This is a genomic window from Amycolatopsis sp. WGS_07, from assembly GCF_045278895.1.
Taxonomy (GTDB): Bacteria; Actinomycetota; Actinomycetes; order Mycobacteriales; family Pseudonocardiaceae; genus Amycolatopsis.
The window spans coordinates 5,910,847-5,935,762 of record NZ_CP136053.1; the positions used below are offsets into that span (position 1 = coordinate 5,910,847).

The 24,916-nt window shown below is 71.0% G+C and carries 30 protein-coding genes; 26 read left to right on the forward strand and 4 right to left on the reverse strand.

The features are described 5' to 3' along the window. Window positions 1–93 precede the first annotated feature (93 nt). On the forward strand, window positions 94–618 hold the full coding sequence (locus RPX00_RS27975) for a CHAP domain-containing protein (RefSeq protein ID WP_406629793.1): 525 nt from the start codon (window positions 94–96) through the stop codon (window positions 616–618). Between the two features lie 13 nt (window positions 619–631). After that, window positions 632–1,480 (forward strand): acetylxylan esterase, encoded by an 849-nt coding sequence (locus RPX00_RS27980; RefSeq protein ID WP_406629795.1) that lies wholly within the window; start codon window positions 632–634, stop codon window positions 1,478–1,480. A gap of 185 nt (window positions 1,481–1,665) precedes the next feature. On the opposite strand, the gene RPX00_RS27985 is transcribed toward RPX00_RS27980, so the two are convergent. Beyond that, a complete protein-coding gene (locus RPX00_RS27985; RefSeq protein WP_406629797.1) occupies window positions 1,666–2,106 on the reverse strand; it encodes a VOC family protein in 441 nt (146 codons plus the stop codon). Between the two features lie 73 nt (window positions 2,107–2,179). Here RPX00_RS27985 and RPX00_RS27990 point away from each other — a divergent pair, with 73 nt between their 5' ends. Beyond that, window positions 2,180–2,698, forward strand: coding sequence for a MarR family winged helix-turn-helix transcriptional regulator (locus RPX00_RS27990; RefSeq protein ID WP_378309004.1), 519 nt, complete (start codon window positions 2,180–2,182; stop codon window positions 2,696–2,698). A 7-nt stretch (window positions 2,699–2,705) separates the two neighbouring features. On the opposite strand, the gene RPX00_RS27995 is transcribed toward RPX00_RS27990, so the two are convergent. Next, window positions 2,706–2,894 carry a hypothetical protein gene (locus RPX00_RS27995; protein ID WP_378309003.1) on the reverse strand — a complete coding sequence of 63 codons (189 nt, stop codon included), beginning with the start codon at window positions 2,892–2,894 and terminating at the stop codon, window positions 2,706–2,708. 261 nt (window positions 2,895–3,155) lie between these two features. Between RPX00_RS27995 and RPX00_RS28000 the strand changes: the two genes are divergently transcribed. Beyond that, complete coding sequence (locus RPX00_RS28000; protein WP_406643122.1) at window positions 3,156–4,301, forward strand: sigma-70 family RNA polymerase sigma factor; 1,146 nt, start codon at window positions 3,156–3,158, stop codon at window positions 4,299–4,301. Here the strand turns inward: RPX00_RS28000 and RPX00_RS28005 are convergent. Further along, a complete protein-coding gene (locus tag RPX00_RS28005; protein WP_406629799.1) occupies window positions 4,288–5,781 on the reverse strand; it encodes an aldehyde dehydrogenase family protein in 1,494 nt (497 codons plus the stop codon). The genes RPX00_RS28000 and RPX00_RS28005 overlap by 14 nt on opposite strands. Window positions 5,782–5,963: 182 nt before the next feature. Between RPX00_RS28005 and RPX00_RS28010 the strand changes: the two genes are divergently transcribed. The 16 genes from RPX00_RS28010 (at window position 5,964) to RPX00_RS28085 (ending at window position 19,406) form a co-directional block, all read left to right on the forward strand. Beyond that, a complete protein-coding gene (locus tag RPX00_RS28010) occupies window positions 5,964–6,482 on the forward strand; it encodes a cupin domain-containing protein (RefSeq protein WP_406629800.1) in 519 nt (172 codons plus the stop codon). A 12-nt stretch (window positions 6,483–6,494) separates the two neighbouring features. After that, on the forward strand, window positions 6,495–7,433 hold the full coding sequence (locus RPX00_RS28015; protein ID WP_406629803.1) for a PDR/VanB family oxidoreductase: 939 nt from the start codon (window positions 6,495–6,497) through the stop codon (window positions 7,431–7,433). 9 nt (window positions 7,434–7,442) lie between these two features. Continuing rightward, window positions 7,443–7,688, forward strand: coding sequence for a hypothetical protein (locus RPX00_RS28020; RefSeq protein WP_406629805.1), 246 nt, complete (start codon window positions 7,443–7,445; stop codon window positions 7,686–7,688). A 27-nt stretch (window positions 7,689–7,715) separates the two neighbouring features. Continuing rightward, window positions 7,716–7,937 (forward strand): recombinase-like helix-turn-helix domain-containing protein, encoded by a 222-nt coding sequence (locus tag RPX00_RS28025; RefSeq protein ID WP_182896046.1) that lies wholly within the window; start codon window positions 7,716–7,718, stop codon window positions 7,935–7,937. Next, the gene (locus tag RPX00_RS28030; RefSeq protein ID WP_406629807.1) at window positions 7,937–8,986 is read left to right on the forward strand and encodes a Rieske 2Fe-2S domain-containing protein; all 1,050 of its coding nucleotides are present in this window, start codon (window positions 7,937–7,939) and stop codon (window positions 8,984–8,986) included. Before RPX00_RS28025 ends, RPX00_RS28030 begins: the two co-directional genes overlap by 1 nt. 16 nt (window positions 8,987–9,002) lie before the next feature. After that, window positions 9,003–9,929 carry a VOC family protein gene (locus RPX00_RS28035; RefSeq protein ID WP_406629809.1) on the forward strand — a complete coding sequence of 309 codons (927 nt, stop codon included), beginning with the start codon at window positions 9,003–9,005 and terminating at the stop codon, window positions 9,927–9,929. Continuing rightward, window positions 9,926–10,705, forward strand: coding sequence for an aspartate dehydrogenase domain-containing protein (locus tag RPX00_RS28040; RefSeq protein ID WP_406629811.1), 780 nt, complete (start codon window positions 9,926–9,928; stop codon window positions 10,703–10,705). Before RPX00_RS28035 ends, RPX00_RS28040 begins: the two co-directional genes overlap by 4 nt. After that, complete coding sequence (locus RPX00_RS28045) at window positions 10,702–11,490, forward strand: alpha/beta fold hydrolase (RefSeq protein ID WP_406629812.1); 789 nt, start codon at window positions 10,702–10,704, stop codon at window positions 11,488–11,490. Before RPX00_RS28040 ends, RPX00_RS28045 begins: the two co-directional genes overlap by 4 nt. Further along, complete coding sequence (locus RPX00_RS28050; protein WP_406629814.1) at window positions 11,487–12,227, forward strand: SDR family oxidoreductase; 741 nt, start codon at window positions 11,487–11,489, stop codon at window positions 12,225–12,227. The genes RPX00_RS28045 and RPX00_RS28050 overlap by 4 nt, the downstream gene beginning before the upstream one ends. A gap of 10 nt (window positions 12,228–12,237) precedes the next feature. Continuing rightward, window positions 12,238–13,026, forward strand: a complete 789-nt coding sequence (locus tag RPX00_RS28055) for an SDR family oxidoreductase (protein ID WP_406629815.1) — start codon at window positions 12,238–12,240, stop codon at window positions 13,024–13,026. Window positions 13,027–13,039: 13 nt separating this feature from the next. Then, window positions 13,040–14,665 carry a thiamine pyrophosphate-binding protein gene (locus RPX00_RS28060; protein ID WP_406629817.1) on the forward strand — a complete coding sequence of 542 codons (1,626 nt, stop codon included), beginning with the start codon at window positions 13,040–13,042 and terminating at the stop codon, window positions 14,663–14,665. Between the two features lie 3 nt (window positions 14,666–14,668). Then, entirely contained in the window at window positions 14,669–15,244 is a 576-nt protein-coding gene (locus RPX00_RS28065) for a dienelactone hydrolase family protein (RefSeq protein WP_406629819.1), read from the forward strand. Between the two features lie 79 nt (window positions 15,245–15,323). Next, window positions 15,324–16,706, forward strand: a complete 1,383-nt coding sequence (locus RPX00_RS28070) for an MFS transporter (protein WP_406629821.1) — start codon at window positions 15,324–15,326, stop codon at window positions 16,704–16,706. Then, the gene (locus RPX00_RS28075) at window positions 16,703–17,596 is read left to right on the forward strand and encodes an MBL fold metallo-hydrolase (RefSeq protein WP_406629823.1); all 894 of its coding nucleotides are present in this window, start codon (window positions 16,703–16,705) and stop codon (window positions 17,594–17,596) included. Before RPX00_RS28070 ends, RPX00_RS28075 begins: the two co-directional genes overlap by 4 nt. 26 nt (window positions 17,597–17,622) lie before the next feature. Continuing rightward, entirely contained in the window at window positions 17,623–18,741 is a 1,119-nt protein-coding gene (locus RPX00_RS28080) for an FAD-dependent monooxygenase (protein WP_406629825.1), read from the forward strand. A gap of 89 nt (window positions 18,742–18,830) precedes the next feature. After that, window positions 18,831–19,406, forward strand: coding sequence for a dihydrofolate reductase family protein (locus tag RPX00_RS28085; RefSeq protein WP_406629827.1), 576 nt, complete (start codon window positions 18,831–18,833; stop codon window positions 19,404–19,406). 11 nt (window positions 19,407–19,417) lie between these two features. Here RPX00_RS28085 and RPX00_RS28090 read toward each other — a convergent pair whose 3' ends face one another. Continuing rightward, complete coding sequence (locus tag RPX00_RS28090) at window positions 19,418–19,801, reverse strand: winged helix-turn-helix transcriptional regulator (RefSeq protein ID WP_406629829.1); 384 nt, start codon at window positions 19,799–19,801, stop codon at window positions 19,418–19,420. A gap of 91 nt (window positions 19,802–19,892) precedes the next feature. On the opposite strand from RPX00_RS28090, the gene RPX00_RS28095 reads away from it, so the two are divergent. From RPX00_RS28095 to RPX00_RS28120, 6 genes are all read left to right on the forward strand, one after another. After that, window positions 19,893–20,885, forward strand: a complete 993-nt coding sequence (locus RPX00_RS28095; protein ID WP_406629831.1) for a cyclase family protein — start codon at window positions 19,893–19,895, stop codon at window positions 20,883–20,885. A 40-nt stretch (window positions 20,886–20,925) separates the two neighbouring features. Beyond that, window positions 20,926–21,504, forward strand: a complete 579-nt coding sequence (locus RPX00_RS28100) for a TetR/AcrR family transcriptional regulator (protein WP_406629833.1) — start codon at window positions 20,926–20,928, stop codon at window positions 21,502–21,504. Window positions 21,505–21,632: 128 nt separating this feature from the next. After that, complete coding sequence (locus RPX00_RS28105) at window positions 21,633–22,121, forward strand: hypothetical protein (protein WP_406629835.1); 489 nt, start codon at window positions 21,633–21,635, stop codon at window positions 22,119–22,121. Further along, on the forward strand, window positions 22,118–23,275 hold the full coding sequence (locus tag RPX00_RS28110) for a PPE domain-containing protein (protein WP_406629837.1): 1,158 nt from the start codon (window positions 22,118–22,120) through the stop codon (window positions 23,273–23,275). The genes RPX00_RS28105 and RPX00_RS28110 overlap by 4 nt, the downstream gene beginning before the upstream one ends. Before the next feature lie 6 nt (window positions 23,276–23,281). Further along, window positions 23,282–24,103, forward strand: a complete 822-nt coding sequence (locus tag RPX00_RS28115) for an ESX secretion-associated protein EspG (RefSeq protein ID WP_406629839.1) — start codon at window positions 23,282–23,284, stop codon at window positions 24,101–24,103. Window positions 24,104–24,139: 36 nt separating this feature from the next. Then, window positions 24,140–24,910 carry a transglycosylase SLT domain-containing protein gene (locus RPX00_RS28120; RefSeq protein WP_406629841.1) on the forward strand — a complete coding sequence of 257 codons (771 nt, stop codon included), beginning with the start codon at window positions 24,140–24,142 and terminating at the stop codon, window positions 24,908–24,910. Window positions 24,911–24,916 lie beyond the last annotated feature (6 nt).

Here is a 24,916-nt window from a genome sequence, read left to right on the forward strand (position 1 = left end):
CCGCGGACCAGTCGTCCACAAAGGTCTGGTTCGGATGTGATCAGCGACTTACCGTCACGGCGCATTCACTCCCCGAACAGGAAGGGCATCCCCATGCGCCGACCCTCCCGCACCGTTCTCGCCCTCGCCGCCGCGGCGGCCTTCGTCGTCAGCGGAACCGGTGTCGCCAACGCGACTACCGCTCAGCCGACGTCGATGGCCGCTCGCTTCGGGACCGTCCCGGCCTCGTCGGCGGCAGGCGCTATCGGTGACATCTATCCCGCGAAATGGCGCAACGTCCCGCAGGACTCCGTCGTCGACGACTGGAACATGTACAACCGCGAGTGCGTCTCGTGGGCGGCTTTCAACATCGCCCGCCACGGCGAAAGCGCGAACAACTACGGCGACGCGAAGTACTGGGACGACAACGCGCGCAACCACGGTTACCGCGTCGACAACACTCCGACGGAGGGCTCGATCGCCCAGACCGACAACGGCACCTACGGCCATGTCGCCATCGTCGACAGCGTGCACGGCGGGACTGTGACGGTCGAGGACTACAACTGGACCGGTGACGGGCACTACCTCGTCCACGACGTCAGCGCATCGTCGTTCCGCTACATCCACTTCTACAACTGATCCAGGGGCCGACATGCGTTCGTTCAGCCGGAGATCCCTCCTCGCGACGACAACGGCGGCGGTCGCCGTCGCGCTGGCGCCGCGAGCAGCTGTCGCACTCCCGGCGGCTCCGTCCGGCGCCACCGCCCGCGACTACGAGAAGGACGGGCCGCACCAGCCGGTCAAAGCCGCCGGCGACGGTGCGCACACCCTCTACCATCCCGCCGGCCTCGCGTCGAGCACGGCCAAGCACCCGGTGCTGATCTGGGGCAACGGCACCGGGGCCACCGTCGAACAGTACGAACTCCTGTTCGCCCATCTCGCCACCTGGGGCTACCTCGTCGCCGCGGCGAACACCGGGCAGTCCGGCTCCGGCAAGGAGATGCTCGACGGGGCGAAGTGGCTGACCGCCGAGAACGCCCGTCCGGGCAGCGTCTTCCACGACCGCGTCGACACCGGGGCGATCGCCGCCGCGGGCCACTCCCAGGGCGGTGGCGGCGCCATCGCGGCCGGTGCCGATCCGCTGGTCACGACCACGATCCCGATCATGCCGGGGCCGCAGGGCTCCGTGCACCAGCTGCACGGCCCGGCGTTCTTCGTGTCCGGGCAGGCGGACCTCGTCGTCCCAGCGCCCTACGTCCGCGCGCGCTTCGCCGCGTGCGACCAAGTGCCTGCCGTCTACGGACAGCTGCGCGGGGCCACGCATTTCCTGCAGGGCGACACGCGTTACCGCCTCATCGGCGCGGTCACCGCCTGGCTGCAGTACCACCTGGTCGGCGACCAGACAGCGAAGAGCGTGTTCTACGGCCCGAGCCCCGCTCTGCGCCAGGACACCGCTGCCTGGTCCGATTTCGCCCGCGACAGCCGAGCCGACGGCGGATAGGCCCTGCGCGCGAACGGGAAATCGGCGATGACGACTCTGTGCCGAGGCCGCGCAGGCCCAAGTGACGTGTCCACTGTGGATTACTCCGCCTGAGTGGCGGAGGCCTTCATCGCCGACGTGGTCTGAAAAGCACTGGGCCAATGATCGCTGGAAGCGGTGCCGCCCGGCACCGCTTTCGGCGCGTTTCAGCCCAGTTCCTCGGCGAGCCCGACGACGATGTTCTCCGGCCCGCGCACGTAGCACAGCAGGTAGATGTCCTCGTACCGCACCACCTCGCCGACCAGTTCGGCTCCGCGGGCGCGCAGGCGGGAGAGGGTGTCCTCGAGGTCGTCGACCGCGAACATCATCCGGCGGATGCCGAGCGTGTTCGCCGGGGCGTTCCACGGCTCCGGGGCGGCTGCCTTCGGCTGGTGGAATTTCGCCAGCTCGACCCGGCCGGGGCCGTCGGGGACGCGCAGCATGGCGACGTCCTGCCGGACGCCGGTCAGGCCGACCACCCGTTCCGCGCCCTGCCAGTCGAGCGGGCCGCTGCCCTCCAGTTCCAGGCCCAGTTCGACGAAAAAGGCGATGACCGCTTCGAGATCCTCGACGACGATGAGGACGTTGTCCATCCGCTTGACTGCCATGCGCAGCACCGTAGTCCTTTCAGGAAACCTTAGCGGTGCTATTCTTAGGGCGAAGCTATCCAGGGGGTGCCGGATGCCGAAGCGGACCGAGCCGGACGAGGTCGACGAGATGCTCGCGCAGTGGCGCGCGGAGACGCCGGACGTCGACACGTCGCCGCTGGCGGTGTTCGGGCGGCTGCATCGTTCGTTCGACCGGTATCAGCGGCAGCTCGCGCGCGTGTTCGCCCGGCACGGGATCACGGTGGCGGACTTCGGGATCCTCGCCGCGCTCCGGCGGGCCGGCGCGCCCTACCGGCGCACGGCCGGGGACCTCGCCGACACGAATCTGCTCACCACCGGCGGCATCACGCAGCGGGTCGACAAGCTCGTGCAGGCCGGGCTGGTCCGGCGCGAACGCGACGAGGACGACCGGCGGGTCGTGTTCATCGGCCTCACCGAGGACGGGCTCGCGGCTACGGACAAGATCGTGCACGAGCATTTTCCCAACGAAAACCGCATGCTGGCCGGGCTGAGCGCCACGGAACGGGCACAGCTGGCGAAATTGCTGGGACGGTTGGAACGGTCGCTGGACCAGGCTGAGTCTGAGGGCTGACCAGGCGTCAATTTCCCTCCTCGGGAGAAGGGGATTTTCTCGGCCGCCGCTGGTAGCACGCGAGAATGAGCCGTTCGAGGTCCTCGGTGGGAATATTCCACTCGCGACGGGCGCGCAGCGCGAGGCAGAAGACCGCCAGCCGCCCGAGATTGAGCAGCGCGATCGTCGCGAGCATGGCCCAGGCGTAGGCGGGCATCACGAGTCCCCGAACAGGGCCGGAAAAGCTGTCATGGGCTCACTGGACTGGGGCCGGTCGAGAACGTGACGCGGTTTCGCGGAAATAGTTCCCCGAATCCCCGTCATAACCCTCGCGGCGGCGGGTCCTCCGGGCATCCCGACCCCAGGAGGCTCGCGTGCCCGCCGACCAGAGTGACCCCGAATTGATCGCCGCCGTGCGCGCGGGGAGGCCAGCGCGTACGGCATCCTGTACGAACGGCACTGCGCGGCGGCGCACAACCTGGCCCGTCAGCTCGCCAAGTCCAGCGCGGAGGCCGACGACCTGGTGTCCGAGGCGTTCGCGAAGGTGCTCGACACCCTGCGCGCGGGCAGGGGACCCGACTCGGCCTTCCGCGCGTACCTGCTGACCGCGCTGCGGCACACCGCGTACGACGTGACCCGGCAGCATCGCGGCATCCACCTCGCCGACGACCTGTCCGAGCCGATCGGCAAGGACGCGGAGCGGCTGGCCGTGCCGTTCGCGGACACCGTGGTCGCCGGGCTCGAACGGACGCTCGCCGCGAAAGCGTTCGCGCGGCTGCCGGAACGCTGGCAGGCAGTGCTGTGGCACACCGAGATCGAAGGACAGAGCCCGGCCGAGGTCGCGCCGCTGCTCGGGTTGACTCCCAACGGCGTCTCGGCGCTCGCCTACCGTGCTCGCGAAGGGCTCCGGCAGGCTTATCTGCAGGTTCATTTGTCGGAGAACCAATCCGGAAGCTGCCGGGAGGCCGTCGAACGGCTCGGTGCCTGGACGCGCGACGGACTGTCCAAACGGGAACGCGCGCAGGTCGAGAACCACTTGGACGGATGCGAGAACTGCCGCGCGCTCGCCGCGGAACTCGCGGACGTCAACTCCGGATTGCGCGCGATCATCGCCCCGATCGTCCTGGGCGGGGCGGCGCTCGGCTACCTGGCGACCGTCGGCGCGGCGAAAACCACTGCGGCGACAGCGGCCGCGGGTGTGGCCGCCGGTGCCGCCGCGGGCAACGGCGGGGGTGCCGCAGCCGCCAGTGCACCCCGACAGTTCATCGGCGTCGGCGTGTCCGGTGCCGCCGTTATCGCGGCGGTCGCCGTCGCGCTCGCTGCTGGTGGCGCACAGCAACCTCCGGCAGCCGCGCCGTCGATCCCCGCCGCACGCCCTGAGCCCGACGGCGCGGCCGACATCGGCGGGCGCTTCGCCGAGGACGGAATCCGCATCCGCACCGCACCCAGCCCGACCGGCGCGATCAAGGGTGTTGCCTACCGGAATCATCCTGCGACCGTGCATTGTCTGGCCTCGAAGGCTGGTGGCTATGCGTATTTCTCGCTGACCGACAACGCCACCGGTATCACCGGCTATGTCGCCGAGCCCTATGCCGCGCCGGTGAGCAAGGTCAGGACGTGCTGACCCGGGCCCAGGGGATCGGTTCGTCGGCCAGGCTCAGGTACAGGCTCTTTTGCCGCTGGTAGCTGCGGATCGCAGTGCGGCCCTTGTCAGTGCCGAGGCCGCTTTCCTTGGTGCCGCTGAACGGTGTCGAGATGCTGAACTGCTTGTAGGTGTTGATCCACACCGTGCCCGCCTCGACGCGGCGGGCCAGGCGGAGTGCGCGGCGGTAGTCGGAGGTCCAGATTCCGCACGCCAGGCCGTAGACGGTCGAGTTCGCCTGAGCGACCAGGTCGTCCTCGTCGTCGTAGGGGAGCAGGACGCCGACTGGGCCGAAGATCTCCTCCTGGCACGTCTTCGCGTCCGGGGCCAGGCCGTCGAGCAGGGTGGGCAGATAGTACGCGCCGCGGGACAGGCGTTCGTCGGACGGGATGCGGCCGCCGCAAAGGACTTGCGCGCCTTCTTCGCGGGCCCGGTCGACCATCGCGGCCACCTTGTCGCGGTGGGCGAAGGTCGCCAGCGGGCCGACCTGGGTGGCGGGGTCGGTGCCGGGGCCCAGCCTGAGCGAGGTGGCGGCCGCGGTCAGCCGGGCCGCCCAGTCGGCATAGTGCTTGCGGGGCAGGAAGATCCGGGAACCGGCGATGCAGCTCTGTCCGGTCGACGAGAAGATTCCATACAGGATTCCGGCGACAGTCTCCTCGACGTCGGCATCCTCGCAGACGATCGTCGGGGACTTGCCGCCCAGTTCCATGGTGACCGGGATGATCCGGTCCGCGGCGATGCGGCCCAGCACGCGTCCGGTGGCGGTGCCGCCGGTGAAGGCGAGCTTGCCGACCAGCGGGTGGCGGGCGATCGCGTCCCCGACGACCGAGCCGGGGCCGGGCAGGACGGACAGCAGCGCGGGCGGGACGCCGGCGCCGTGCGCGAGGCGGGCCAGCGCCAGGGAGACCAGGGGAGTGGCTTCGGCCGGTTTGAGCAGGACGGCGTTCCCGGCGGCCAGCGCGGGGGCGATTTTCTGGGCGTCGCTGGCGATCGGGGAGTTCCACGGCGTGATCGCGCCGACGACGCCGATCGGTTCGTGCACGCTCATCGTCAGGTGCGCGCCGCGGCTCGGCGGGAGTTCGCCTTCGAGGGTTTCGAGCGCGGCCGCGTAGTACCGGAAAGTGCCGGCCGCGCTCGCGACCAGCGCGCGGGTTTCGCCGAGGGCCTTGCCGGTGTTGCGGGTTTGCAGCAGGGCCAGTTGCTCGGTGTGGTCCTCGATCGCGTCGGCGACCCGGCTGAGCAGGCGGGCACGCTGGTGCGGCAACAGGTCTCGCCACGCCGGATCCGCGGCCGCCGCGGCACCGGCGCGGGCGGCGGCGTCGACCTGGGCGGAGTCCGCGGCGTGAATCGAGGCGACCGCCGAGCCGTCGGCGGGATCCACGCACGCGGACGCGGGGCCGCCGCCGCGCCGCCACTGCCCGCCGACCGGGATTTCGTCGGGCGGGACGGGGAAGGGCTGCATGGCGACGTCCTTTCGGCGCGGATGACGGGGTGTCAGCGAGGAAACCTTAGAGCTAAGATTTCGTCAAGGCCCGGTCCGGCCGGAAAGAATTTTAGGCCTAAGGGGTTGTGCGGATCACAGCCCGCGGGGTACAACCCTTATCGGTAAGTCTCTTAGACCTAAGGCATTAGGAGTCGCCAGCGATGACCACCACCGAACGCAAGCACGAGGACCTCGAGGCGCTGATCGACTCGTGCATCGCCGCTCGCGAGACGCGCTACGAGGACTGGGACACCCTCGGTTTCCAGGCCGCGGCCAAGGGCGACGAGTTCCGCCGCGCGCAGATCCGCTATATCGGCTCCGGCGCGACCGGCAACCACGAGGGCGACGCGCGCCAGCTGCCCTCGGAGCACTTCACCTTCTCCAACATGCGGCTTCCGGTCGGCGCGATCGGCCCGGAGCACACCCACCACGACGTGGAAGAGGCGTTCTTCGTCCTCGAGGGCACGCTGGAGGTGACCGTGCACGACGTCGAGGACGGCACCAAGACCGCCACCCGCGTGCTCGGCTACCGCGACCTGATCCGGGTGCCCGCCGGGGTGCCGCGCAGTCTGCGCAACGCCGGCGACACCGACGCGCTGTTCTGCGTCATCATCGGCGCGCAGAAGCCGCAGCTGCCGACCTACCCGCCCACCTCGCCGATGCACGGCGTCACCCGCTGAGCAGCGACCGCGATGCCGACGATGCTGCGGGTGCACCGGACGACGTGGCTGGCCGACCGGGTCACGCAGGTGGAACTGCGCGATCCGGACGGGAAGCCGCTGCCCGCCTGGGAACCGGGGGCGCACCTTTCGCTCCATCTGCCGAACGGGCTGGTGCGCGAGTACTCCCTCTGCGGCGACCCGGCCGACCGGCACAGCTGGACGGTCGCGGTGCTGCGGGAGGAGTCCTCGCGCGGCGGCAGTGCCTGGGTGCACGAGCGGCTCACCGCCGGGAGCGTCATTCCCGTCGAGGGCCCGCGCAACACCTTTGAACTGCACGACGCTCCGGAGCACTTGCTCATCGCCGGCGGCATCGGCGTGACCCCGATCCTCGCGATGGCCCGGAAACTCGCCGAGGGTTCCGCGCCGTGGTCCATGCTCTACTGTGGACGGTCGCGGGGCGGGATGGCTTTCCTGGCCGAGCTTTCCGGGCTCGCCGGGGACCGGCTGGAAGTGCACGCCGACGACGAGCACGGCGGTCCGCCCGATCTGGTCGCCCGGCTGGCCGGGCTCGCGCCGGGCACGGTCGTGCACTGCTGCGGTCCCGAACCGCTGCTCCGCGCGGTCGAGGCCGCGCTGCCGGAGACGGCGACCTTGCGGGTCGAACGTTTCCGGGCCCCCGAAGCCCCGGCCGCCGCGCCGGGCACCGGATTCGACGTCGTGTGCGCCGGTTCCGGGACCAGGGTCGCGGTGACCGCCGAGGAGTCCATTGTGGACGCACTGGGCCGCGCGGGGGTTTCCGTGCCGACCTCGTGCCGCGAGGGCGTGTGCGGGACGTGTGAGACAAAGGTGCTCTCCGGCGAACCGGACCACCGCGATTTCGTGCTCGACGACGACGAGAAGGCGAGCACCGGCACCATGATGCTGTGCGTGTCGCGGTGCCGCTCCGCCGAACTCGTTCTTGACCTCTAGGAGCCGGCCATGGCCGGACACACTCACCGGCAGCTCGCCGTGCTGCGCGCCGCCGCCGCGGGGCACGTGGAGATGACGTGCAGCCGCGAACCCCATCTCTACGTCGACGGGCTCGCCTGCTGCGACCCGACGCTCGGCCACCAGCTGGCCGGGCTGCTCGCCCCCGAACCGGCCGCGCCGGGCGGCCCGGGGCTGCGGGTGCCCGCGGTGCTCACCGCCGCCGGGCGCGCCGTGCTCGCCCCGTCCGCCGCCTGACCCACCACGAAGCGAAGGGAACGCCCGATGCCGCTGCAGCTGCGGCCGGTGCAGAGCCGCACCGCCCCGCCAACGAGCTACGAGAACGCGCTGGCCGACGAGCTGGAAGCCGTCTACGGCCGGGGCGTGCACGACCTGCCCGGCGTGGTCGCCGCGCTCAACGCGGGCGGTCTGCGCCCGGCGGACGGCTCCGACTGGACCGAAGAGACGTTCGCCGCCGAGCTGGCGCGGCTGGCGGGGGAGGCGTGATGGCGACGAAAACCGCCGAAGAGCTGCTGGCGCTGGGCCTGCGCGACCGCTGGTACCCGCTGTGCCCGTCCGGCACGGTCAAGCGCGGCGAGCTGACCCGCATCGAGCGGGCCGGGGAGCAGCTGCTGCTCTGGCGCGATTCGGCCGGGGTCGTGCACGTTCAGGAAGACCGCTGTCCGCACCGCGGCGCGCGGCTTTCGCTCGGCGTGCACATGGGCGATCGGGTCGCCTGCAACTACCACGGCGTGCAGGTGGACGGCGAAGGCGTCGTCGTGTCGGTGCCCGGCAGCCCGGGGTGTGCGCTGGAGGGCCGCCGCGCGCTGCGGACGTTCCCCGCGCAGGAACACGCCGGTGCCGTCTTCGCCTGGTTCGGCCTGGACGAGGCGGCCGAGCCGACACCGTTGCAGCTGCCGGACCCGATCGCGGGCGGCGAATGGGACAACTTCCTCTGCTACGTCGAATGGGACGCGCCCTACGGCTACTCCCTCGACAACCTGCTCGACCCGATGCACGGCGCGTTCCTGCACCGCAACAGCCACACCATGTTCGGCGGCAAGCGCGAGGCCGTCTTCCAGATCCGCGCGGTCGACGACGGGTTCGTCTTCGAGAAAACCGACCAGCGCGGCGTGAACTTCGACTGGGTGCAGCTCACCGACGCGGGCGCGCAGTGGGTCACGCTCGACATCCCGTATCCGGACACCGCCGGTCCGGGCGGCGCGTTCACCATCGTCGCCGCGCTGTGCGCGATCAACGAGACGCAGCACGCGGCGTTTTTCTGGCGCTGCCGCAAGGTTTCCGGCTGGGAGCGCGACAGCTGGCGGATCCTCTACCGCAACCGGCTCGAAGCCCGGCACTGGGCGGTGCTGGAACAGGACCGCGAGATGGCCGAGGCGATGCCGCTCGACGCGTGGGACCGGGAAAACCTGTACCAGCACGACATCGCGCTCGTCCGGATGCGCCGGTTGCTGCGCTCGGAAGCCCGCCGCCAGGCCGCCGCGCTGGCCGCCCCCGCCGCCGAACCCGCACCGGTGCCCGTCCCCACCCGCTGACGTTTCAGGAGGCTTCATGTCCGCCGAACCCATCGCGCGGCTCCGCGCCCTGCGCGCGGTGACGCTGCGTTCGACGCAGTGCGCCGATTCCGGCGAGTTCTACCGCGAAGTCTGGGGGCTGCAGCAGGTCGAAGCCGACCGCGGCGCCGTGTGGCTGCGCGGTTCCGGCGACGAGCACCACGTGCTCCAGCTCGAACAGGCCGACCAGAACGCGCTGGGCAAGATCGCGTTCGCGCTCGGCACCCCGCGCGAGGTCGACGCGGCCGCCGCCCGGCTGGCCGCGCACGGCGTCCCGCTGGTCACCGAACCCGGCAAGCTCGACCAGGTCGGCGGCGGGTACGGCCTGCGCTTCGCCGATCCGGAGGGCCGGCTGGTGGAGTTGTCGGCCGAGGTCGACGCGGTCGTCCCGGGCGATCCGTACGGCCGCGCGGCGGTGCCGCGGAAACTGGCGCACGTCGTGCTCAACACGGTCGACATCGACGCGGCCTGCGAGTTCTACACCCGCGTGCTCGGGATGCGGATCTCCGACTGGTCCGAGCACCAGATGGCGTTCCTGCGCTGCAACGCCGACCATCACGTGATCGCGTTCAACCAGGCCGAATTCGCGTCGGTGAACCACATCGCGTACGAGATGAACTCGATCGACCACTTCATGCGCGGCATCGGACGGCTGAAGCACAACGGCGTCACGCCGCTGTGGGGTCCCGGCCGGCACGGCCCGGGCAGCAACACCTTCGGCTACTTCGCCGACCCGGCCGGGCTCGTGTGCGAATACACCTCCGAGGTCGCGCAGGTCGAGGAGGACGCGTGGTTGTGCCGGGTGTGGCGGCGCACGCCGGAGCTGTCCGACCTGTGGGGCACTGCGGGTCCGCCGTCGAAGGACGTCCGCGCACACATGCGTGGCGTGCCGGATCCGGGCTACTCGGCGTGGTGGCAGTCGTGAAGGTAGGAGTGCTGGGCGCGGGGTCGATCGGCTCTGTCGTCGCCGAAGCGGTACGCGACGGGCTGGTGCCGGGCGCGCAGCTGGCCGGGGTCGTCGATCCGGCGCTGTCTCCGGCGGGGCTGCCGATGTGCGCGTTGCCGGAGCTGCTGTCCGCTTCGGACTTGGTGGTCGAGGCCGCCGGACAGCGGGCGCTGGCCGACGCGGGGCCGCAGGTGCTGTCGGCGGGGTGTGACCTGCTGGTGGTTTCGGTCGGCGCGCTGGCGGCGGACGGGTTGCTGGAGAAGCTGCTCGCGGCCGGGCCGGGTGCGGTCCATTTGTCGACCGGCGCGATCGGCGGGCTTGACCTGCTGCGTTCAGCGGCGCTGCTCGGACCGTTCGAGCGGGTGGTCATCGAGACGACGAAGAAGGCGTCTTCGCTGGTCCAGCCGTGGATGTCGGCCGCGGAGGCGGAGGAGTTGCGGCAGGCGACCGAGCCGATCGAGGTGCGACGCGGGCCCGCGCGGGAGATCACCGCGGCGTTCCCGAAGTCGGCGAATGTGGCTGCGTCCGTGGCGCTGGCGGTGCGGGATTGGGACGTCGTGGAGGCGGCGGTGATCGCCGATCCGGCCGCGCCGTTGACCTCACACGTGATCACCGCGGCGGGCCCGGCGGGGGAGTACCGGTTCGAGATCAGGAACCGGCCGTCGCCGCAGACGCCGACGTCGAGTCAGGTCGTGCCTTACGCGGTGCTTTCCGCCCTGGAAGCGCTGGCCTCGCCACGGGCGGTGTTCCGGTGACTTCCATTGTGGACGGTGTGCGGGTACGGACGGCTGGCGACGGCAGTCCGGTGTTGCTGCTCCACGGCATTGGCGGTTCGAGCGCGTCGTTCGACGCACAGATCGCGGGCCTGGCCCCGAAACACCGGGTGCTGGCTTGGGACGCACCGGGGTACGGCGGTTCGGCCGATCCGGAGAAGCCGTTGGGCATGGCGGGATACGCGGCGCTGGTCGGCCGTCTGCTGACCACATTGGACGCAGCGCCCGCTCATCTCGTGGGCGTGTCGTGGGGCGGCGTGATCGCGACGCGGGTGGCGCTGGAGTACCCGGAGGTCGTGCGGTCGCTGGTGCTGGCCGATTCGACGCGCGGTTCCGGCATCGATTCCGAGCGTGCCGCGGTGATGCGGGCCCGGCCTAGTGAGCTGAACCGGGTCGGGGCGGCGGAGTTCGCGCGCCGCCGCGCACCGAGACTGCTCGCGCCGGGAGCGGATCCTGCGGTGGCACAACGGGTTGAGGACATCATGGCGGGCCTCCGGCTGCCTGGGTACACGTCGGCGGCGCAATCGATGGCGGAGACGGACCACGGGCCGCGGCTTTCGCGGATTTCGGCGCCGACGCTGGTGCTCGTCGGCGAGCATGACCAGGTGACCGGGGTCGCCGAGGCGCGACGGCTCGCCGCGTCGATCCCGGGGGCGCGGCTGGCAGTAATCCCTGGCGGGCACGCGGCGAATCAGGAGTCCCCGCGCCGGTTTTCCGCCGAGGTACTGGGCTTTCTGTCCGAAGTGGACACGGTGGTGGCGCGATGAAGGACCGGTTGTACGTGGTCACCGGAGCGGGCCGGGGCCTCGGCTGGGCGATCGCCCGCGAGATCGGCCGTCAAGGCGGTCGTGTCGTCGTTGCCGAGCGCTCTCCGGATCGGGCAGCGGACGGCGTCGCCCGGCTGCGGGCGGAAGGCGTTGCGGCACACCGGATCGACACGGATGTTGCGGATCCGGCGTCGGTGGCGGCGTTGGCGGACGCTGTCGCGAAGCTCGGGCCGTTGCACGGTCTGGTGAACAACGCGGCGATGGCCGACGGCGTGGGCGGCAAGCACTTCGCGGAGCTGGACGTCGAAGCGTGGGACACGTTGATGACCGTCAACGCGCGCGGTCCCTGGCTCGTCTCCCGGGCGCTGTATCCGCAGCTCGCGCAAACCGGCGGACGCATCGTGAACCTCGCCTCGGACGCCGCGCTGTACGGCTCGCCGCGGCTGGTCCAGTACGTCGCGTCCAAGGGTGCGGTGATCGCGATGACCCGCGCGATGGCTCGCGACGGCGGCCCGGACGGCGTGACCGTCAACGCGGTCGCCCCCGGGCTGACCGAGGTCGAGGCCACGGCGGGCATCCCGCGGGAGCGGCACGATTTGTACGCGCTGAACCGCGCGCTGACCCGGCCGCAACAGCCGGAGGATGTCGTCGGTTCGGTGGCGTTCCTGCTGTCCGACGCGGCCTCGTACATCACCGGCCAGACCCTCGTGGTCGACGGCGGATTCGTCTGCAGCTGAAGGGAAAACCGTGGACTTGGGATTGAAGGGCCGGGCGGTGCTCGTCACCGGGGCCAGCTCCGGCGTCGGGCTCGCGACCGCGGCCGCGCTGCTGGCCGAGGGCGCGCACGTCGCCGCCTGCGCTCGCGACGGCGTCCGGCTGGAGAAAGCCCTCGCCGACCTGCCCCGCGCCGACGGAGTCCGGCTGTACACCGCGTCCTGCGACGTCCTCGACGAGCAGCAGGTGGAAACGTTCGTCGCCGACGCCGCCCGCGAGCTGGGCGGGCTGGCCGGGGTGGTGAACAACGCGGGCCGGTCGCTGATGGCGCGGCTCGCCGAGACCACCGACGCCCAGTGGCGGGAAGAGCTGCAGCTCAAGATCTTCTCGGTGCTGCACGTCGTCCGGGCTGCCCTGCCGTGGCTGCGCGCGGCTTCGGCACCGGCCGTGGTGAACGTGAACGCGATCCTCGCCCGGCAGCCCGAACCCCGGCTGGCGGCCACCTCGGCGGCGCGGGCGGCGTTGCTCAATCTCTCCACGACGTTGGCGGCCGAACTGGCCGAGGACGGCGTGCGGGTCAACTCCGTCTGCCTCGGCCTGGTCGACACCGGGCAGTGGCGGCGGCGGTACGAGGCTTCCGGCAGTGCGTTGTCCTTTGTGGACTGGTCGGCGGAACTGGCCGCCGAGCGCGGGATCCCGCTCGGCAGGCTCGGCACCGCCGAAGAGGTCGCTTTCCCCATCGTCACGCTGCTTTCGCCGCGTGCCTCCTACGTGACCGGCGCGACGATCGACGTCGGCGGCGGCATCGCCCGTTATGTCTAGAAGGGACGGACCCATGAATCACGGTCACGGAGGCGAGCTGCTCGTTCGCCTGCTGTCCGAAGCCGGAGTGGACACCGCCTTCGGCGTGGTGAGTGTGCACAATCTGCCGCTGGTGGAAGCGGTTTCGCAGCATCTGCGGTTCGTCCCGGTGCGGCACGAGGCGGCCGCGGTGAACGCCGCCGACGGGTTCGCCCGGGCCGGCGGCGGCCTCGGCGTCGCGATCACCAGCACCGGCACCGGCGCGGGCAACGCGGCAGGTTCGCTGGTCGAGGCGCTCACGGCGGGCAGCCGCGTGCTCCACGTGACCGGCCAGATCGACTCCGAATTCCTCGGCGGCGGCCGCGGCGTGATCCACGAGACGCGCGACCAGCTCGGCATGCTGACCGCGATTTCCAAGCACGCGGCCACGATCACGTCGGTCGAGACCGCCGAGGAGACGCTGCGCGCGGCGATCCGGCACGCGCTGTCGGTGCCGAGCGGTCCGGCCAGCGTCGAGTGGCCGATCGACCTGCAGTACTCCCGGCACGAATTCCGTCCGGGCACGCTTGCGCCGACCCCGGTTCCGCCGCCCTCCGCTGCGGCAATCGCGGAAGCCGCGGAATTGCTCGCGGGTGCCCGCCGCCCGGTGTTCTGGCTCGGCGGAGGCGCGACCGGCGCACGCGACGAGGTCCGTGCGCTCGCGGAACGGTTCGGCGCAGCGGTGTTCACCAGCAACTCCGGCCGGGGCACGGTGCCGGAGGACCACGAACTGGTCGTCGGGAACTTCGCCGCGCACGAGTCGGCGGCCGCACTGCTTGCGGACGCCGACCTGCTCGTCTCGATCGGCACCCACTTCCGCTCGAACGAAACCAAGCACTACCACCTGAAACTGCCCGAGCGGCATCTGCAGATCGACGTCGACGCCGAGGCGCTGGGCCGCGTCTACCCGGCCACCGTCGGGGTGCAAGGCGACGCGGCGGCGGTGCTCACCGGTCTGTCCACTGTGGAACCACAGGTCGAAAAGGGCTGGCGCGAGCGCGTCGTCGAGACCCGGAAAGCCGTGCGGGACAAGCTGAACGAGGCGATCGGCCCGTACGCGGAGATCTGCGCCGCGCTGCGCGAAGGACTGCCGGTCGAGTCGGTGATCGCCCGCGACGTGACCATCCCGTCCAGCCAGTGGGGCAACCGGCTGCTGGACATCCACGACCCGCGGACCAACGTGTTCCCGGTCGGCGGCGGCATCGGACAGGGCCTGGCCACCGGCATCGGAGCCGCGCTCGCGACGCCGGACGCGCCGACCGTGGTCATGGTCGGCGACGGCGGCCTCGCGGTACACCTCGGCGAACTGTGCACACTGGCGCAGGAACGGCCGTGGCTCGCGCTGGTGGTGTTCAACGACGGCGGCTACGGCGTGCTGCGCAACATGCAGGACCACCACCGCGGCCAGCGCGCCGGAGTCGACCTGTACACGCCAGATTTCGCCCGGCTCGCGCAGTCGCTGGACCTGCCGCACGCGCTGGTGTCGAAGCCGGGCCAGTTCGCCGACGCGCTGGCGAAGGCGGTGGCCCAGCAAGGGCCGTTCGTGATCGAGGTGGACGTGACCGCCCTGCCCGCGACGCCGCGGCCGTTCGTGCCGCCGGTCCCGGTCCCGGAGAGCTGAGCCGTGGGAGGCATCATCGAAGCTGCCGAAGCCCACCACCATCACGGGCACGGACCCGCCAACCGCCGCCGCCGGGTGGTGCGGACGTCCGCGCCGCTGCTGGTGCGGCATCCACCCGGCGACGGCTCGCGCGTGCGCGGCGCGGTGCTCGTGCTGCACGGTGCCGCCGGGCTCGACGAACCCGTCGAAAACTGCTGCCGCACGCTCGCGAGCTGCGGTTACCTGACGGTCGCGCCGCTGTTCTACTACGAGACCGGCGGCCCCACCTTCGGCCCGGACAAAGCCGGCGAAGCGTTCGCCGCGCTCGAACTTTCCGACCTCGAAGCCGACCTCGCCGGCGCCTTCGACTACCTCAGCACCCGCCTGGGACTGCCGCGCCACCGCGTGGCCGTCGCCGGGTTCGGCTCCGCCGCGCACCTCGCGGAACTGGCCGCCGCGCACCTCGCCGCCGCCATCGGACCCGAGCCGCCACCGTGGCCCGGTACGCCCGGATTCGACCCGCATGCGCCCGATCGGCTCGTGCTGCCCGCCGGACCGTCCGCCGCGGACGACCTGGTCCGGTTCCTGGACGCCGCTTGAGGTCCGTGCCGCTGGCGCCGCGGCATCGCGCCGGAAACCCCCTACGATCGACTGCACGCTCCGGCTCCGAGGAGGGCCCATGAGTATCGCCGCCACCCCCGAGGTGACCCAGCGGGACATCGCCGCCCGGCTGGAACGGCTCCCGATGTCGCGGTGGCAGGTGTCGATTCGCCTGATCATCGGCATCGTCACGTTCTTCGAGGCGTTCGACCAGCTGCTGATCGCCTACACGCTGCCGGTCATCAGCCGCGAATGGCACTTGACGACCGCGTCGGGCACCGCGACGCTGACCGTCGGCTCGATCGGCATGCTGCTCGGCGCGCTGGCGTCCGGCTGGGCGGCCGACCGGATCGGCCGCGTCAAGGTGATCACGCTGTGCGTCGCGATCACGGCGTTGTGCAGCCTCGCGATGACGCTGTGCACCGCGCTGCTGCCGTTCCTGATCCTGCGGTTCGTCCAAGGGCTCGCGATCGGCGGCGAAGTCCCGACTGCCGCCGCGTACATCGCGGAGATCAGCCGGGCCCGCCGCCGCGGCCGCTTCGTGCTGATGTACGAGATCGTCTTCCCGGCCGGGCTCGCGGTCGGCGCGCTGGTCGCGGCCTGGGTCATCCCGCACTGGGGCTGGCGTCCGCTGTTCGCGCTGGCCGCCATCCCCGGCCTCGCCGCGGTGCTGCTGCAGCTGCGGATCCCGGAGTCGCCGCGCTGGCTCGCCGCGCACGGGCACACCGAGAAGGCCGAAGCGACAATGGCGCTGATCGAGCGCCGGGTCGAGGCGTCGCTCGGCCGTCCGCTGCCTCCGCCCGCTGCGGCCGCGGAAGTGCCTGCAGCGGTGCCCGCGAAGCGCGGTTCGTTCCGCGACCTGTTCGCCGGACGCTACCGGCGGCGCACGCTGATGGTGTGGACGATCTGGTTCGTCGGCTACCTCGCCAACTACGGCATCACCTCGTGGCTGCCGACGCTGTACAAGGGCTCGTTCCACCTCTCGATCGGCCAGGCGCTCTGGTACAGCACCGCCACGTCGGTCGCCGGGCTCGTCGGCTGCCTGATCGCCGCGCTGGTCGTGGACAAGCTGGGCCGCCGGGTCGTGCTGGCCGCGGGCTTGGGCGGGACCACCGCGATGCTGGTCGTGCTGGGCGCGCTCGGTGCCGGGACGCCGTTGCAGCTGCTGGTGTGGTCGTCGCTCGCGGCGATGTTCAACTTCGCGGTGAACGTCTGCCTGTACCTGTACACGCCGGAGCTGTACCCGACGCGCAGCCGCGCGCTGGGCGTCAGCCTCGGCGGCGTGATGAACCGGTTCGGCCTGATCCTCGGCCCGATCCTGGTCGGCGCGCTGTACGCGGGCGGCAGCGGACTCGCCTCGGTGTTCCTGGTGCTCGGCGGGATCTGCCTGGCCGGCGCCCTGGTCGCCGGGTTCTTCGCGGAGGAGACCAAGGGCCGCACGCTCGAAGAGGTTTCCCCGTGACGGACGCGCTGCGCGTGGTCCTGCTCGGCACGGCGGCCGGGCCGTACCCGGCGCCGGGCCGGCAGGGCTGCGCGAACGCGGTGGTGGTCGGCGGGCGCGTGTACCTGGTCGACGCGGGCTACGGGACGCTCGGCAAGTACGTCTCCGCCGGGCTGTCGCTGCGCGATCTGGCCGCGGTGTTCGTGACGCATCTGCATTCCGACCACGTCGCCGAACTGTTCACGCTCTTCCTGCTCGGCTGGGGCCCGGCCAACCAGGGCGTCGTCGATCCGGTGCGGATCTACGGCCCCGGTCCGGACCCGACCGATCCCGGTCCGCCCGCCGCCGGCACGGAGGGGCTGGTGGCGAGCAGTCTCGCGGCGTTCGGGCAGGACGTCGCGGTGCGGCAGCGGACCAGCGACCGGCCGCCGCTGGCCGGCCTGATCCGCGCTACCGACCTCTCGGTGGCGACGGAAACCGTGGTGCACGAAGACGATCGGGTGCGCGTGACGGCCAGGGCGGTCCCGCATCCGCCGCTGCGGCTGGCGTTGGGCTACCGGTTCGAGACCGAGCACGGCGTGGTCGCGTTCTCCGGCGACACCGCCCGCAGCGACGCGGTCGGCGAGCTGGCCGCGGGCGCGGACTTGCTGGTGCACGAAGCGATGGAGCCCGATTTCTACCGCAGCATCGGCTATTCGCCGCGACTGCTGGACTTCCTCACCGCCTCGCACACGTCACCGGCGGACGTCGGCCGGGTCGCCGCGGCGGCCGGAGCCCGGCGGGTCGCGTTGTCGCACCTCGGCCCGGCCGACCCCGCCCGCCTGGACGACGAGGGCTGGCTCCGGCGGGTCCGCCCGCACTATTCCGGCCCGGTCGTCGTGGGCCACGATCTGCTCGACCTCAGTGTCTGAAAAAACTGTCTGAAGGAGCCTTCGCTGTGCCGGAAATCGGAATCGTCGGCGGCGGGATCGGCGGACTGGCCGCCGCGGTCGCCCTGCGGAAGGCCGGCTTCTCGCCGGTCGTGCACGAACAGGCGGGCGGATTCGGCCGCGTCGGCGCGGACATCAACCTCACGCCCAACGCCGTCCGCGCCCTCGACGGCCTCGGCGTCGGGGACGAACTGCGCGAAACCGCCGCGCGGCCGAAGTACCGGATCAGCCGCACCTGGAACACCGGCGAGGAAACGTCGCGACTGCCGATGGGCGACGAGGCCGAACGCCGCTACGGCTCGCCGCAGCTCACGATGCACCGTGCCGATCTGCTGGCCGCTTTGGAACGCGCGCTTCCCGACGGTGTAGTCCACTTGGGACATAAGCTCATTGGACTGTCCACATCGGATCGCGTGTCCCTGGACTTCGGCGACGCTAGTGCTTCCGCGGACGTGGTGATCGGCGCGGACGGCATCCACTCCGCCGTCCGTACCGCGTTGTTCGGCGCGGAGCACCCGGAGTTCACCGGCGTCGTCGCGTACCGCGCGGTGCTGCCCGCGGGTTCGGTGGACGTTCCGAACCTGGACTGCTTCACCAAATGGTGGGGTCCGGATCCGGACACGCAGCTGGTGACGTTCCCGCTCAACCGGGGCGCGGACGTCTTCGTCTTCGCCACGACCCGGCAAAGCCAGTGGCGGCACGAATCCTGGACGACCCCGGGCGACGTGGCCGAACTGCGCGAGGCGTACCGCGGCTTCCACCCCGAAGCCCGCGCGCTGCTGGCGGCGTGCGATTCGGTGCTGAAATCGGCGCTGTACGTCCGCGATCCGCTGCCGACCTGGACGTCCGGCCCGGTGACCCTGCTGGGCGACGCGTGCCACCCGATGATGCCGTTCATGGCGCAGGGCGCGGGAATGGCCATCGAGGACAGCGTGGTGCTGGCACGGGCGCTGGCGGCGTACCCGGACACCGAGGTCGCGCTGAAGGCCTACCAGGCCGCCCGGCTGGACCGCACGCGCGAGGTGCAGCTGGCCTCGCGGAGCAACAGCTGGCTCAAACAGAGCGGAACAAGCTCGGCTGCGGCGGACGCGATCTACGGGTACGACGCTTGGCACACTTCAGTGTGATCGGCATCACTGCGGACTCATGTCTGATCGGGCGGCTGCCGTTCGACGCGTAGGCGAACATGCACCAACCCCGAACAGGAGCTGATCCCATGCGCACCCTCATCGCCACCGCGTTCGTGTCCCTCGACGGCGTCGTCGAAGCCCCCGGCGGCGAGCCCGGCTACCGGAACGCGGGCTGGACGTTCAAGGACATCGAGTTCGACCCCGCCGCCTACGCGCTGAAGGGGGCGGAGCAGGAGGAAGCCACCGCGCTGCTGCTCGGCCGGGTCAGCTACGAGGCGTTCTCTCCGGTCTGGCCGGACATGACCGAGGAATTCCCGCAGTACAAGGTGATGCCGAAGTACGTCGTGTCGACCACCCTGCGCGACGAAGACCTCGTCACGAACTGGGGCGAGACGACCATCCTGCGCTCGCTCGACGACGTCGCCGCGCTGAAGGAGACCGAAGGCGGCCCGATCATCGTCAACGGCAGCGCCACCCTGGTCCGCGACCTCACCGACGCGGGCCTGGTCGACCGGCTGCACCTGCTGGTCTTCCCGGTCCTGCTCGGCGCGGGCAAGCGGCTATTCAGCGAGACGGACAAGGAGAAGCAGCCGCTGAAGCTGGTCGAGAGCGAGAGCTACTCGAACGGGATCCAGAAGCAGATCTTCGAGTTCGTCCGCTGAGCGGTCCGGATTCAGGCGCGATCGGAAGCGGTGTCGAAGGAGGCGCGCGCCTCGACGATCGCCGAGGCGTTCTGTGCCGCCCAGGAGTCGATCGCGGCGAGCAGGGGCGCGGCGTCGCGGCCGAGGTCGGTGAGCCGGTATTCGACGCGCGGCGGAACGGCCGCGTAGATGCGGCGGTCGACGAGGCCGTTGCGCTCGAGCGTGCGCAAGGTCTTGGTCAGCGACTTCTGCGTCACTCCGTCGACCAGGCGGCGCAATTCGTTGAAGCGCAAGGGGCTTGCGGACTTCTGCAGGAGCGCCAGGACGTAGAGCACCCACTTGTTGGCGAGCACGTCGACCACGACGCGGGACGGGCAGTCCGCGCGGTAAGCGGGCAGCGGCGGGTAGGTATCCATCGGGTACCTATATATCCAATCGGTGCCTTCTTTACAACCGATACCGGACCTTGCAGTCTGGTGATCACCAGACCGATTCCGGAGGAAACCCATGAAACGCTGGACGCGGCGTCCCGAAGGCTCGAACTGGGGCGACTTCGGCGACGACGACCAGATCGGCAGGCTCAACCTGATCACGGCCGAACGCCGCCTCGCCGCCGTCGCGGAAGTCCGCGAAGGAATCGCTTTTCCGCTGAGCATTCCGCTCGATTTCCCGAAAGGCGACTACGCCGCCGGACCCCGGAAGCCGCCGCGGCTCTCCAGCACTCCGCTCGGGCACAACCAGCAGGTCCTGCCCGGTTTCCCCGACGTCGTCTGCGACGACTACGCGGTGCTCTACCCGCAGTACTCGACGCAGTGGGATTCCTTCGCCCACAGCGGTTCCCTGTTCGATCTCGACGGCACGGGCGAGCCCGTCGTCTGTTATTACAACGGTTTCCGGGCCGATGCCGACATCATCGGCGATCCGTCGGGTTCGGTGCCGCCCCACGCCGACGCCCTCGGCATCGAGACCATCGCGCAGACGTCCGTGCAAGGCCGCGGCGTGATGGTCGACCTGGCCCGCGCGGTCGGCCATGACCGGGTCGAAGTGGGCTACGAGCAGCTCGTCGACATCATGGAGCAGCAAGACGTCACGGTCGAAACCGGGGACATTCTCTGCCTGCACACCGGCCTGACCAAGATCATCCTCGAGGCCGGGGACAACCTGACCCAGGAGATCATGGAAACGAGCTGCGCCGTGCTCGATTCCCGAGATGACCGTCTGCTTCAGTGGATAACTGACAGCGGGGTCTCCGCGATTGTCGCTGACAACCACGCGGTCGAATCGTTCAGCCTCGACCCGGGGCAGGCGCCGGGCGCCGTGCTCCCGCTCCACCAGCATTGCCTTTTCAAACAAGGGATTCCGCTCGGCGAGCTGTGGTGGCTGGAAGATCTCAACCAGTGGCTGCGGGAGCACGACCGGTCCCGGTTCCTGCTGACCGCGCCCCCGCTCCGCCTGCCCGGGGCGGTGGGCTCGCCGGTCAGCGGGGTAGCGACCGTGTGACCCGGAATCTAGGCGCTGACAAGTGGGCATACTCGATGCCATGGCCCGGCGTTACCACCATGGCGACCTTCGGCGAGCGGTGCTGGCCGCGGCGGTCGAGGTGCTCCGCGAATCCGGTCCGCCCGCGGTGAACCTGCGCGATCTCGCCCGCCGGGTCGGCGTCTCGCACGCCGCGCCCGCGCACCATTTCGGCGACCGGACCGGCCTGCTCACCGCGGTGGCCGCGCAGGGATTCGAGCTGCTCGCGGACGCGCTCGAGGAGCTGCCGCCGTCAGCGGACCTGCTTGAGGCCGGGGTCGCGTACGTTTCGTTCGCGGTCGAGCGGCGGGCGCATTTCGAGGTGATGTTCCGTCCGGAGCTGCTCCGGACGGACGACCCGGACCTGCGCGCCGCGCGACGGCGCAGCGACCAGGCGCTGGACTGGGCGATCGCCGGTTTCCGGGACGGCGGCGCCGACCCGGTGGCGGCCGGCGCGGCGGCGCGGTCGCTCGTGCACGGGTTCGCGACGCTGTGGCTGCAGCACGCGCTGCCCGCGGAACTCGGGGAAGACGTCGAGGCAGCGACCCGCGCGGTGGCCGAGTTGCTCGTCCGGGGAGCGAACCAGCCGCCGTCCGGGTGATTCCCGGAACCGCCGCCGCGCCGGAACCGTCCCATCGCCGACTTCGCCGGACCGGATGCCCTGGGCCGGGACGGCTGACATACTGGTGCGCGCGTCCGATGAGGACGCCTGCTGGGAGGTGGACTGGGGTGAGTTCGCACCGGGTTTCGGACTGGTCAGACGTCCGTGCGCTGCACAGGAAACAGGCGAAGGAGACGCATCGGTCCGGGCGGCCGGAAACGTCGGATTCCGTGCCGGGGCCCTCCGGCGCGGGCACCGCCGAGATCGTCGCCGACACCGGCGTCATCGAACTGGACCCGGCCGAGATCGCGGCGGCCGACGCGGAACTGGAGAAACGCCAGCAGGAGCTGACCGCCTGCCTCGAACAGGCCAAACAGCTCACGCATCCGCTCAAGGACGGCACCAGCCCGGTCGCCGCGCACCTGCGGAAGGCGTTCGGCGTGCGCGGGTCCGCCGACGGCGGCGCGCAAGCGATCCTGCAGCAGTACCTCGACGAACTGTCGGCTCTGCGCGAGGCGATCCGGCGGGCGAGCGCGGGGCATGTCCAGCAGGAAAGCGACGCCAAGGAATCGCTGGACGCGCTGCACCGCCGGGCCGAGGACGGGGGAACGGCATGAGCCGCACGCACGGCTACGAGAAACTTCCGTACGAGAAGCACCGCAAGCACCGGCTGTGGAGCGAGGACCACAAGCCCACCGCCGCGCAGCGCCGGATCCTGCGGCGCACCAAGCTGGCCCAGCGCGCCAACATGAAGGACGCCTCCTTCGGCAAGATCAACTGGAACGCCTGGGCGCACACCACGTTGTACGACATGATCATGACCGCGGACCCGGTCGAGATGGGCGCGTCGGCGCACCAGTGGGGCAAGCTGGCCTACGACGTCGACTCCTCGACCGCCGCGGTCCACAAGACGGTGCAGAAACTGTTGCTGTCCTGGCGCGGCGGCGCGGCCGGGAGCGCGGCGCAGTCGGCTTCGAAGCTGACTTCCTGGGGAGCCGGCGCGAGCGAGACGATGCGGGCTGTCGGGGAGAAGCTCGACCATTACACGAGCGCGGTCGAGACGGCGAAGCACAAGATGCCGGAGCCGGTGTTCTACGCGGCGGAAAACCAGTTCCGCGAAGGCTATGACGTCAACGCGGCCAGCGGTCCCAGCGGCGCGGTGATGGTCGACCAGTTGCTCGACGACCATTTGCCCGCCAAGCGCAAGGCGTCGGCGGCCAAGGCCGAGGCGGTCCGCGTCATGGAGGACTACGAGACCTCCAGCAAAGGCGTGCACGACAAACTGCCGCACTTCACCGACGCGCCGGCGGCCACGAATGTCGATCCGCACGGCCAGTCGCGCAGCGGATCGCGCGGGTCCGGCGGCTCTTCGACTGCGGATCCGTCGGTCACCACGGCCTCCTCGGCCGCGGTCAACCCGGGGCAGCTGCCGGGAATGGGCGGCCCTTCGGGCGGAATGGCCGGAATGCCGGGTTCGCTCGGCAGCGGACCGGGCGGTGCGCTCGGGTCCGGCTCGGGCGGCGGCAGCGGAAGCGCGTTGCCGGGCGGGCTGCTGGGCGGCGGTCCGGCCGGAGGCGCCGCGGCCGGGGCAGCCGGTGCCGCGGCGGGCGCGCGCGGCGGCGGCCCGATGTCCGGCGGCGGATTCTTCCCGCCGATGGCCGGTCAGCGCGGCGACGGCTCGGAGGACCACCAAAACCGTTACACCAAGGGCAGTTCTTTCGACTTCCTCGAAGACCTTCCCGACGCGTACCCGCCCGTGCTGGGCGAGTGAGGGCGGATGGCCAGACACCTTCCCGGGATCGACGGGCTCGCGCTCTCGCACCTGGAATTCGACTTGCTGTGGTCGGATTTCGGCACCGGCCCCCTGCCGTATCCGCTGGACGTGCCCTCGCACGGCCAGACGATGGACGAACGCGACGCGCTCGGCGCGCAGGTCGCGGAAAGCCTCGCCGAGGCCGGGCTGCTCGACGACGAGGACGAACCGCATCCCCGGCTGCGCGAGGTGTTCGCGGTGCTGGCCGAACCGGAGTTTTCGGTCGACCTGCTGGTGTTCCGGGATCCGCCGCTGCGCGCGCTCGCCGCGGCCGGGCGGAAACTGGGCGTGCTGGCCGTGCTCGACGCGGGCGAACTCGCGCTGCGGCCCTGCTACCCGGACGACGTCCCGCAGCTCGCCGCCGGCGTGGTGGGCGCCGCCGAACCCGGGCCCGGCGACCCGGTACGGCTGCCGCGCAGCGCGTTTTCCGAGGCGATGCAAGCGTTTGCGGACAACGGGCACGCCGCGTTCGAGCGGGTGCTCGGCCGGGCCGGTCTCTCCGGACGCGACCTGCGCGCGATCTCGACGCTCGTCGGCACCCCGCGCGTCGCGTACGGCCAGTTCGCGGTCAACGGCCCGGGCGGCCGTTCGCCGGTAGTCGCCTGGTACGACACGGAAGCCGGGCGGTACGGCGCGGTCGTGCGGGAAAGCGCGGGCACGCAATGGGTCACCGTCGCGCCCGCGGACCACGCGTGGCTCGCCGACCGGATGCAGGAACTCGCGCGCGGGGTGTCGTCCGTTCGGGGGACTAGGGAACCAGAAGACGAAGGCTTCCGTCTCACCTAGGGCAGCAGCGAAGCGCCGAGCTGGAGGGGACAGGACATGAGCAAGTTGTCGGCCGAGGAGATCGCCCAGCACGCGTACCGGGCCGGGTTCCGCGGGCACGCGCTGACCACGGCGGTCGCGGTGGCCCTGGCGGAATCGGGCGGGAACACCCGGGCGCACAACGGGACCCCGCCGGACAACTCGTACGGGCTGTGGCAGGTCAACATGCTCGGCTCGCTCGGTCCCGCCCGCCGCCACGAGTTCCACCTGCGCTCCAACGACGAACTGTTCAACGCGGACGAGAACGCCAAGGCAGCGTGGGCGATTTCGGGGCACGGCAAGAGTTTCCAGCCGTGGTCCACCTACACGAACGGCGCGTACAAGAGCCATCTGGCCGCCGCGCGCAAGGCCGCCGAGGACGTCACCCGCCACCACGGCAAGGGCGGGCACCATCCGCACAAGCCCGCGAAGCCGCACCACGGCAAGGGCGGCAAGGACGGCGGGTTCAAGGCCGATCTCGAACAGTTCCTCGCCTACGAGCGCAAGACCGAGCACATCGCGGACGAACTGGTGTCGGTCGGCCGGAAGACGGTGCACCGGGTCACCGGGATCGCCAAGGACAGCTTCGGGAAAGTCGGCCAGGAGACCGGATTTTCCGACGCGCTGGGGGATTTCAGCCGTTCGCTGGAATCGCAGGTGCGGGCCACCGGGGCGCACGCGCGCACGCTGAGCGCGTCGGTTTTCCGGGCCCGGCAGGCGTATGCGGGCGCTGATTCGGACGCCCGCGCGACGATCAGCGAACACGACATCAAGGGCATTCTGGGCTGAGGGGGA

What these genes read in the sequence shown, in the direction of transcription:
- RPX00_RS27975 (WP_406629793.1), top strand. Translation starts at nt 94, where the DNA reads ATGCGCCGACCCTCCCGCACCGTTCTCGCCCTCGCCGCCGCGGCGGCC.
- RPX00_RS27980 (WP_406629795.1), top strand. Translation starts at nt 632, where the DNA reads ATGCGTTCGTTCAGCCGGAGATCCCTCCTCGCGACGACAACGGCGGCG.
- RPX00_RS27985 (WP_406629797.1), bottom strand. Translation starts at nt 2,106, where the DNA reads ATGGCAGTCAAGCGGATGGACAACGTCCTCATCGTCGTCGAGGATCTC.
- RPX00_RS27990 (WP_378309004.1), top strand. Translation starts at nt 2,180, where the DNA reads ATGCCGAAGCGGACCGAGCCGGACGAGGTCGACGAGATGCTCGCGCAG.
- RPX00_RS27995 (WP_378309003.1), bottom strand. Translation starts at nt 2,894, where the DNA reads ATGCCCGCCTACGCCTGGGCCATGCTCGCGACGATCGCGCTGCTCAAT.
- RPX00_RS28005 (WP_406629799.1), bottom strand. Translation starts at nt 5,781, where the DNA reads ATGCAGCCCTTCCCCGTCCCGCCCGACGAAATCCCGGTCGGCGGGCAG.
- RPX00_RS28010 (WP_406629800.1), top strand. Translation starts at nt 5,964, where the DNA reads ATGACCACCACCGAACGCAAGCACGAGGACCTCGAGGCGCTGATCGAC.
- RPX00_RS28015 (WP_406629803.1), top strand. Translation starts at nt 6,495, where the DNA reads ATGCCGACGATGCTGCGGGTGCACCGGACGACGTGGCTGGCCGACCGG.
- RPX00_RS28020 (WP_406629805.1), top strand. Translation starts at nt 7,443, where the DNA reads ATGGCCGGACACACTCACCGGCAGCTCGCCGTGCTGCGCGCCGCCGCC.
- RPX00_RS28025 (WP_182896046.1), top strand. Translation starts at nt 7,716, where the DNA reads ATGCCGCTGCAGCTGCGGCCGGTGCAGAGCCGCACCGCCCCGCCAACG.
- RPX00_RS28030 (WP_406629807.1), top strand. Translation starts at nt 7,937, where the DNA reads ATGGCGACGAAAACCGCCGAAGAGCTGCTGGCGCTGGGCCTGCGCGAC.
- RPX00_RS28035 (WP_406629809.1), top strand. Translation starts at nt 9,003, where the DNA reads ATGTCCGCCGAACCCATCGCGCGGCTCCGCGCCCTGCGCGCGGTGACG.
- RPX00_RS28050 (WP_406629814.1), top strand. Translation starts at nt 11,487, where the DNA reads ATGAAGGACCGGTTGTACGTGGTCACCGGAGCGGGCCGGGGCCTCGGC.
- RPX00_RS28060 (WP_406629817.1), top strand. Translation starts at nt 13,040, where the DNA reads ATGAATCACGGTCACGGAGGCGAGCTGCTCGTTCGCCTGCTGTCCGAA.
- RPX00_RS28070 (WP_406629821.1), top strand. Translation starts at nt 15,324, where the DNA reads ATGAGTATCGCCGCCACCCCCGAGGTGACCCAGCGGGACATCGCCGCC.
- RPX00_RS28085 (WP_406629827.1), top strand. Translation starts at nt 18,831, where the DNA reads ATGCGCACCCTCATCGCCACCGCGTTCGTGTCCCTCGACGGCGTCGTC.
- RPX00_RS28090 (WP_406629829.1), bottom strand. Translation starts at nt 19,801, where the DNA reads ATGGATACCTACCCGCCGCTGCCCGCTTACCGCGCGGACTGCCCGTCC.
- RPX00_RS28095 (WP_406629831.1), top strand. Translation starts at nt 19,893, where the DNA reads ATGAAACGCTGGACGCGGCGTCCCGAAGGCTCGAACTGGGGCGACTTC.
- RPX00_RS28100 (WP_406629833.1), top strand. Translation starts at nt 20,926, where the DNA reads ATGGCCCGGCGTTACCACCATGGCGACCTTCGGCGAGCGGTGCTGGCC.
- RPX00_RS28110 (WP_406629837.1), top strand. Translation starts at nt 22,118, where the DNA reads ATGAGCCGCACGCACGGCTACGAGAAACTTCCGTACGAGAAGCACCGC.
- RPX00_RS28115 (WP_406629839.1), top strand. Translation starts at nt 23,282, where the DNA reads ATGGCCAGACACCTTCCCGGGATCGACGGGCTCGCGCTCTCGCACCTG.
- RPX00_RS28120 (WP_406629841.1), top strand. Translation starts at nt 24,140, where the DNA reads ATGAGCAAGTTGTCGGCCGAGGAGATCGCCCAGCACGCGTACCGGGCC.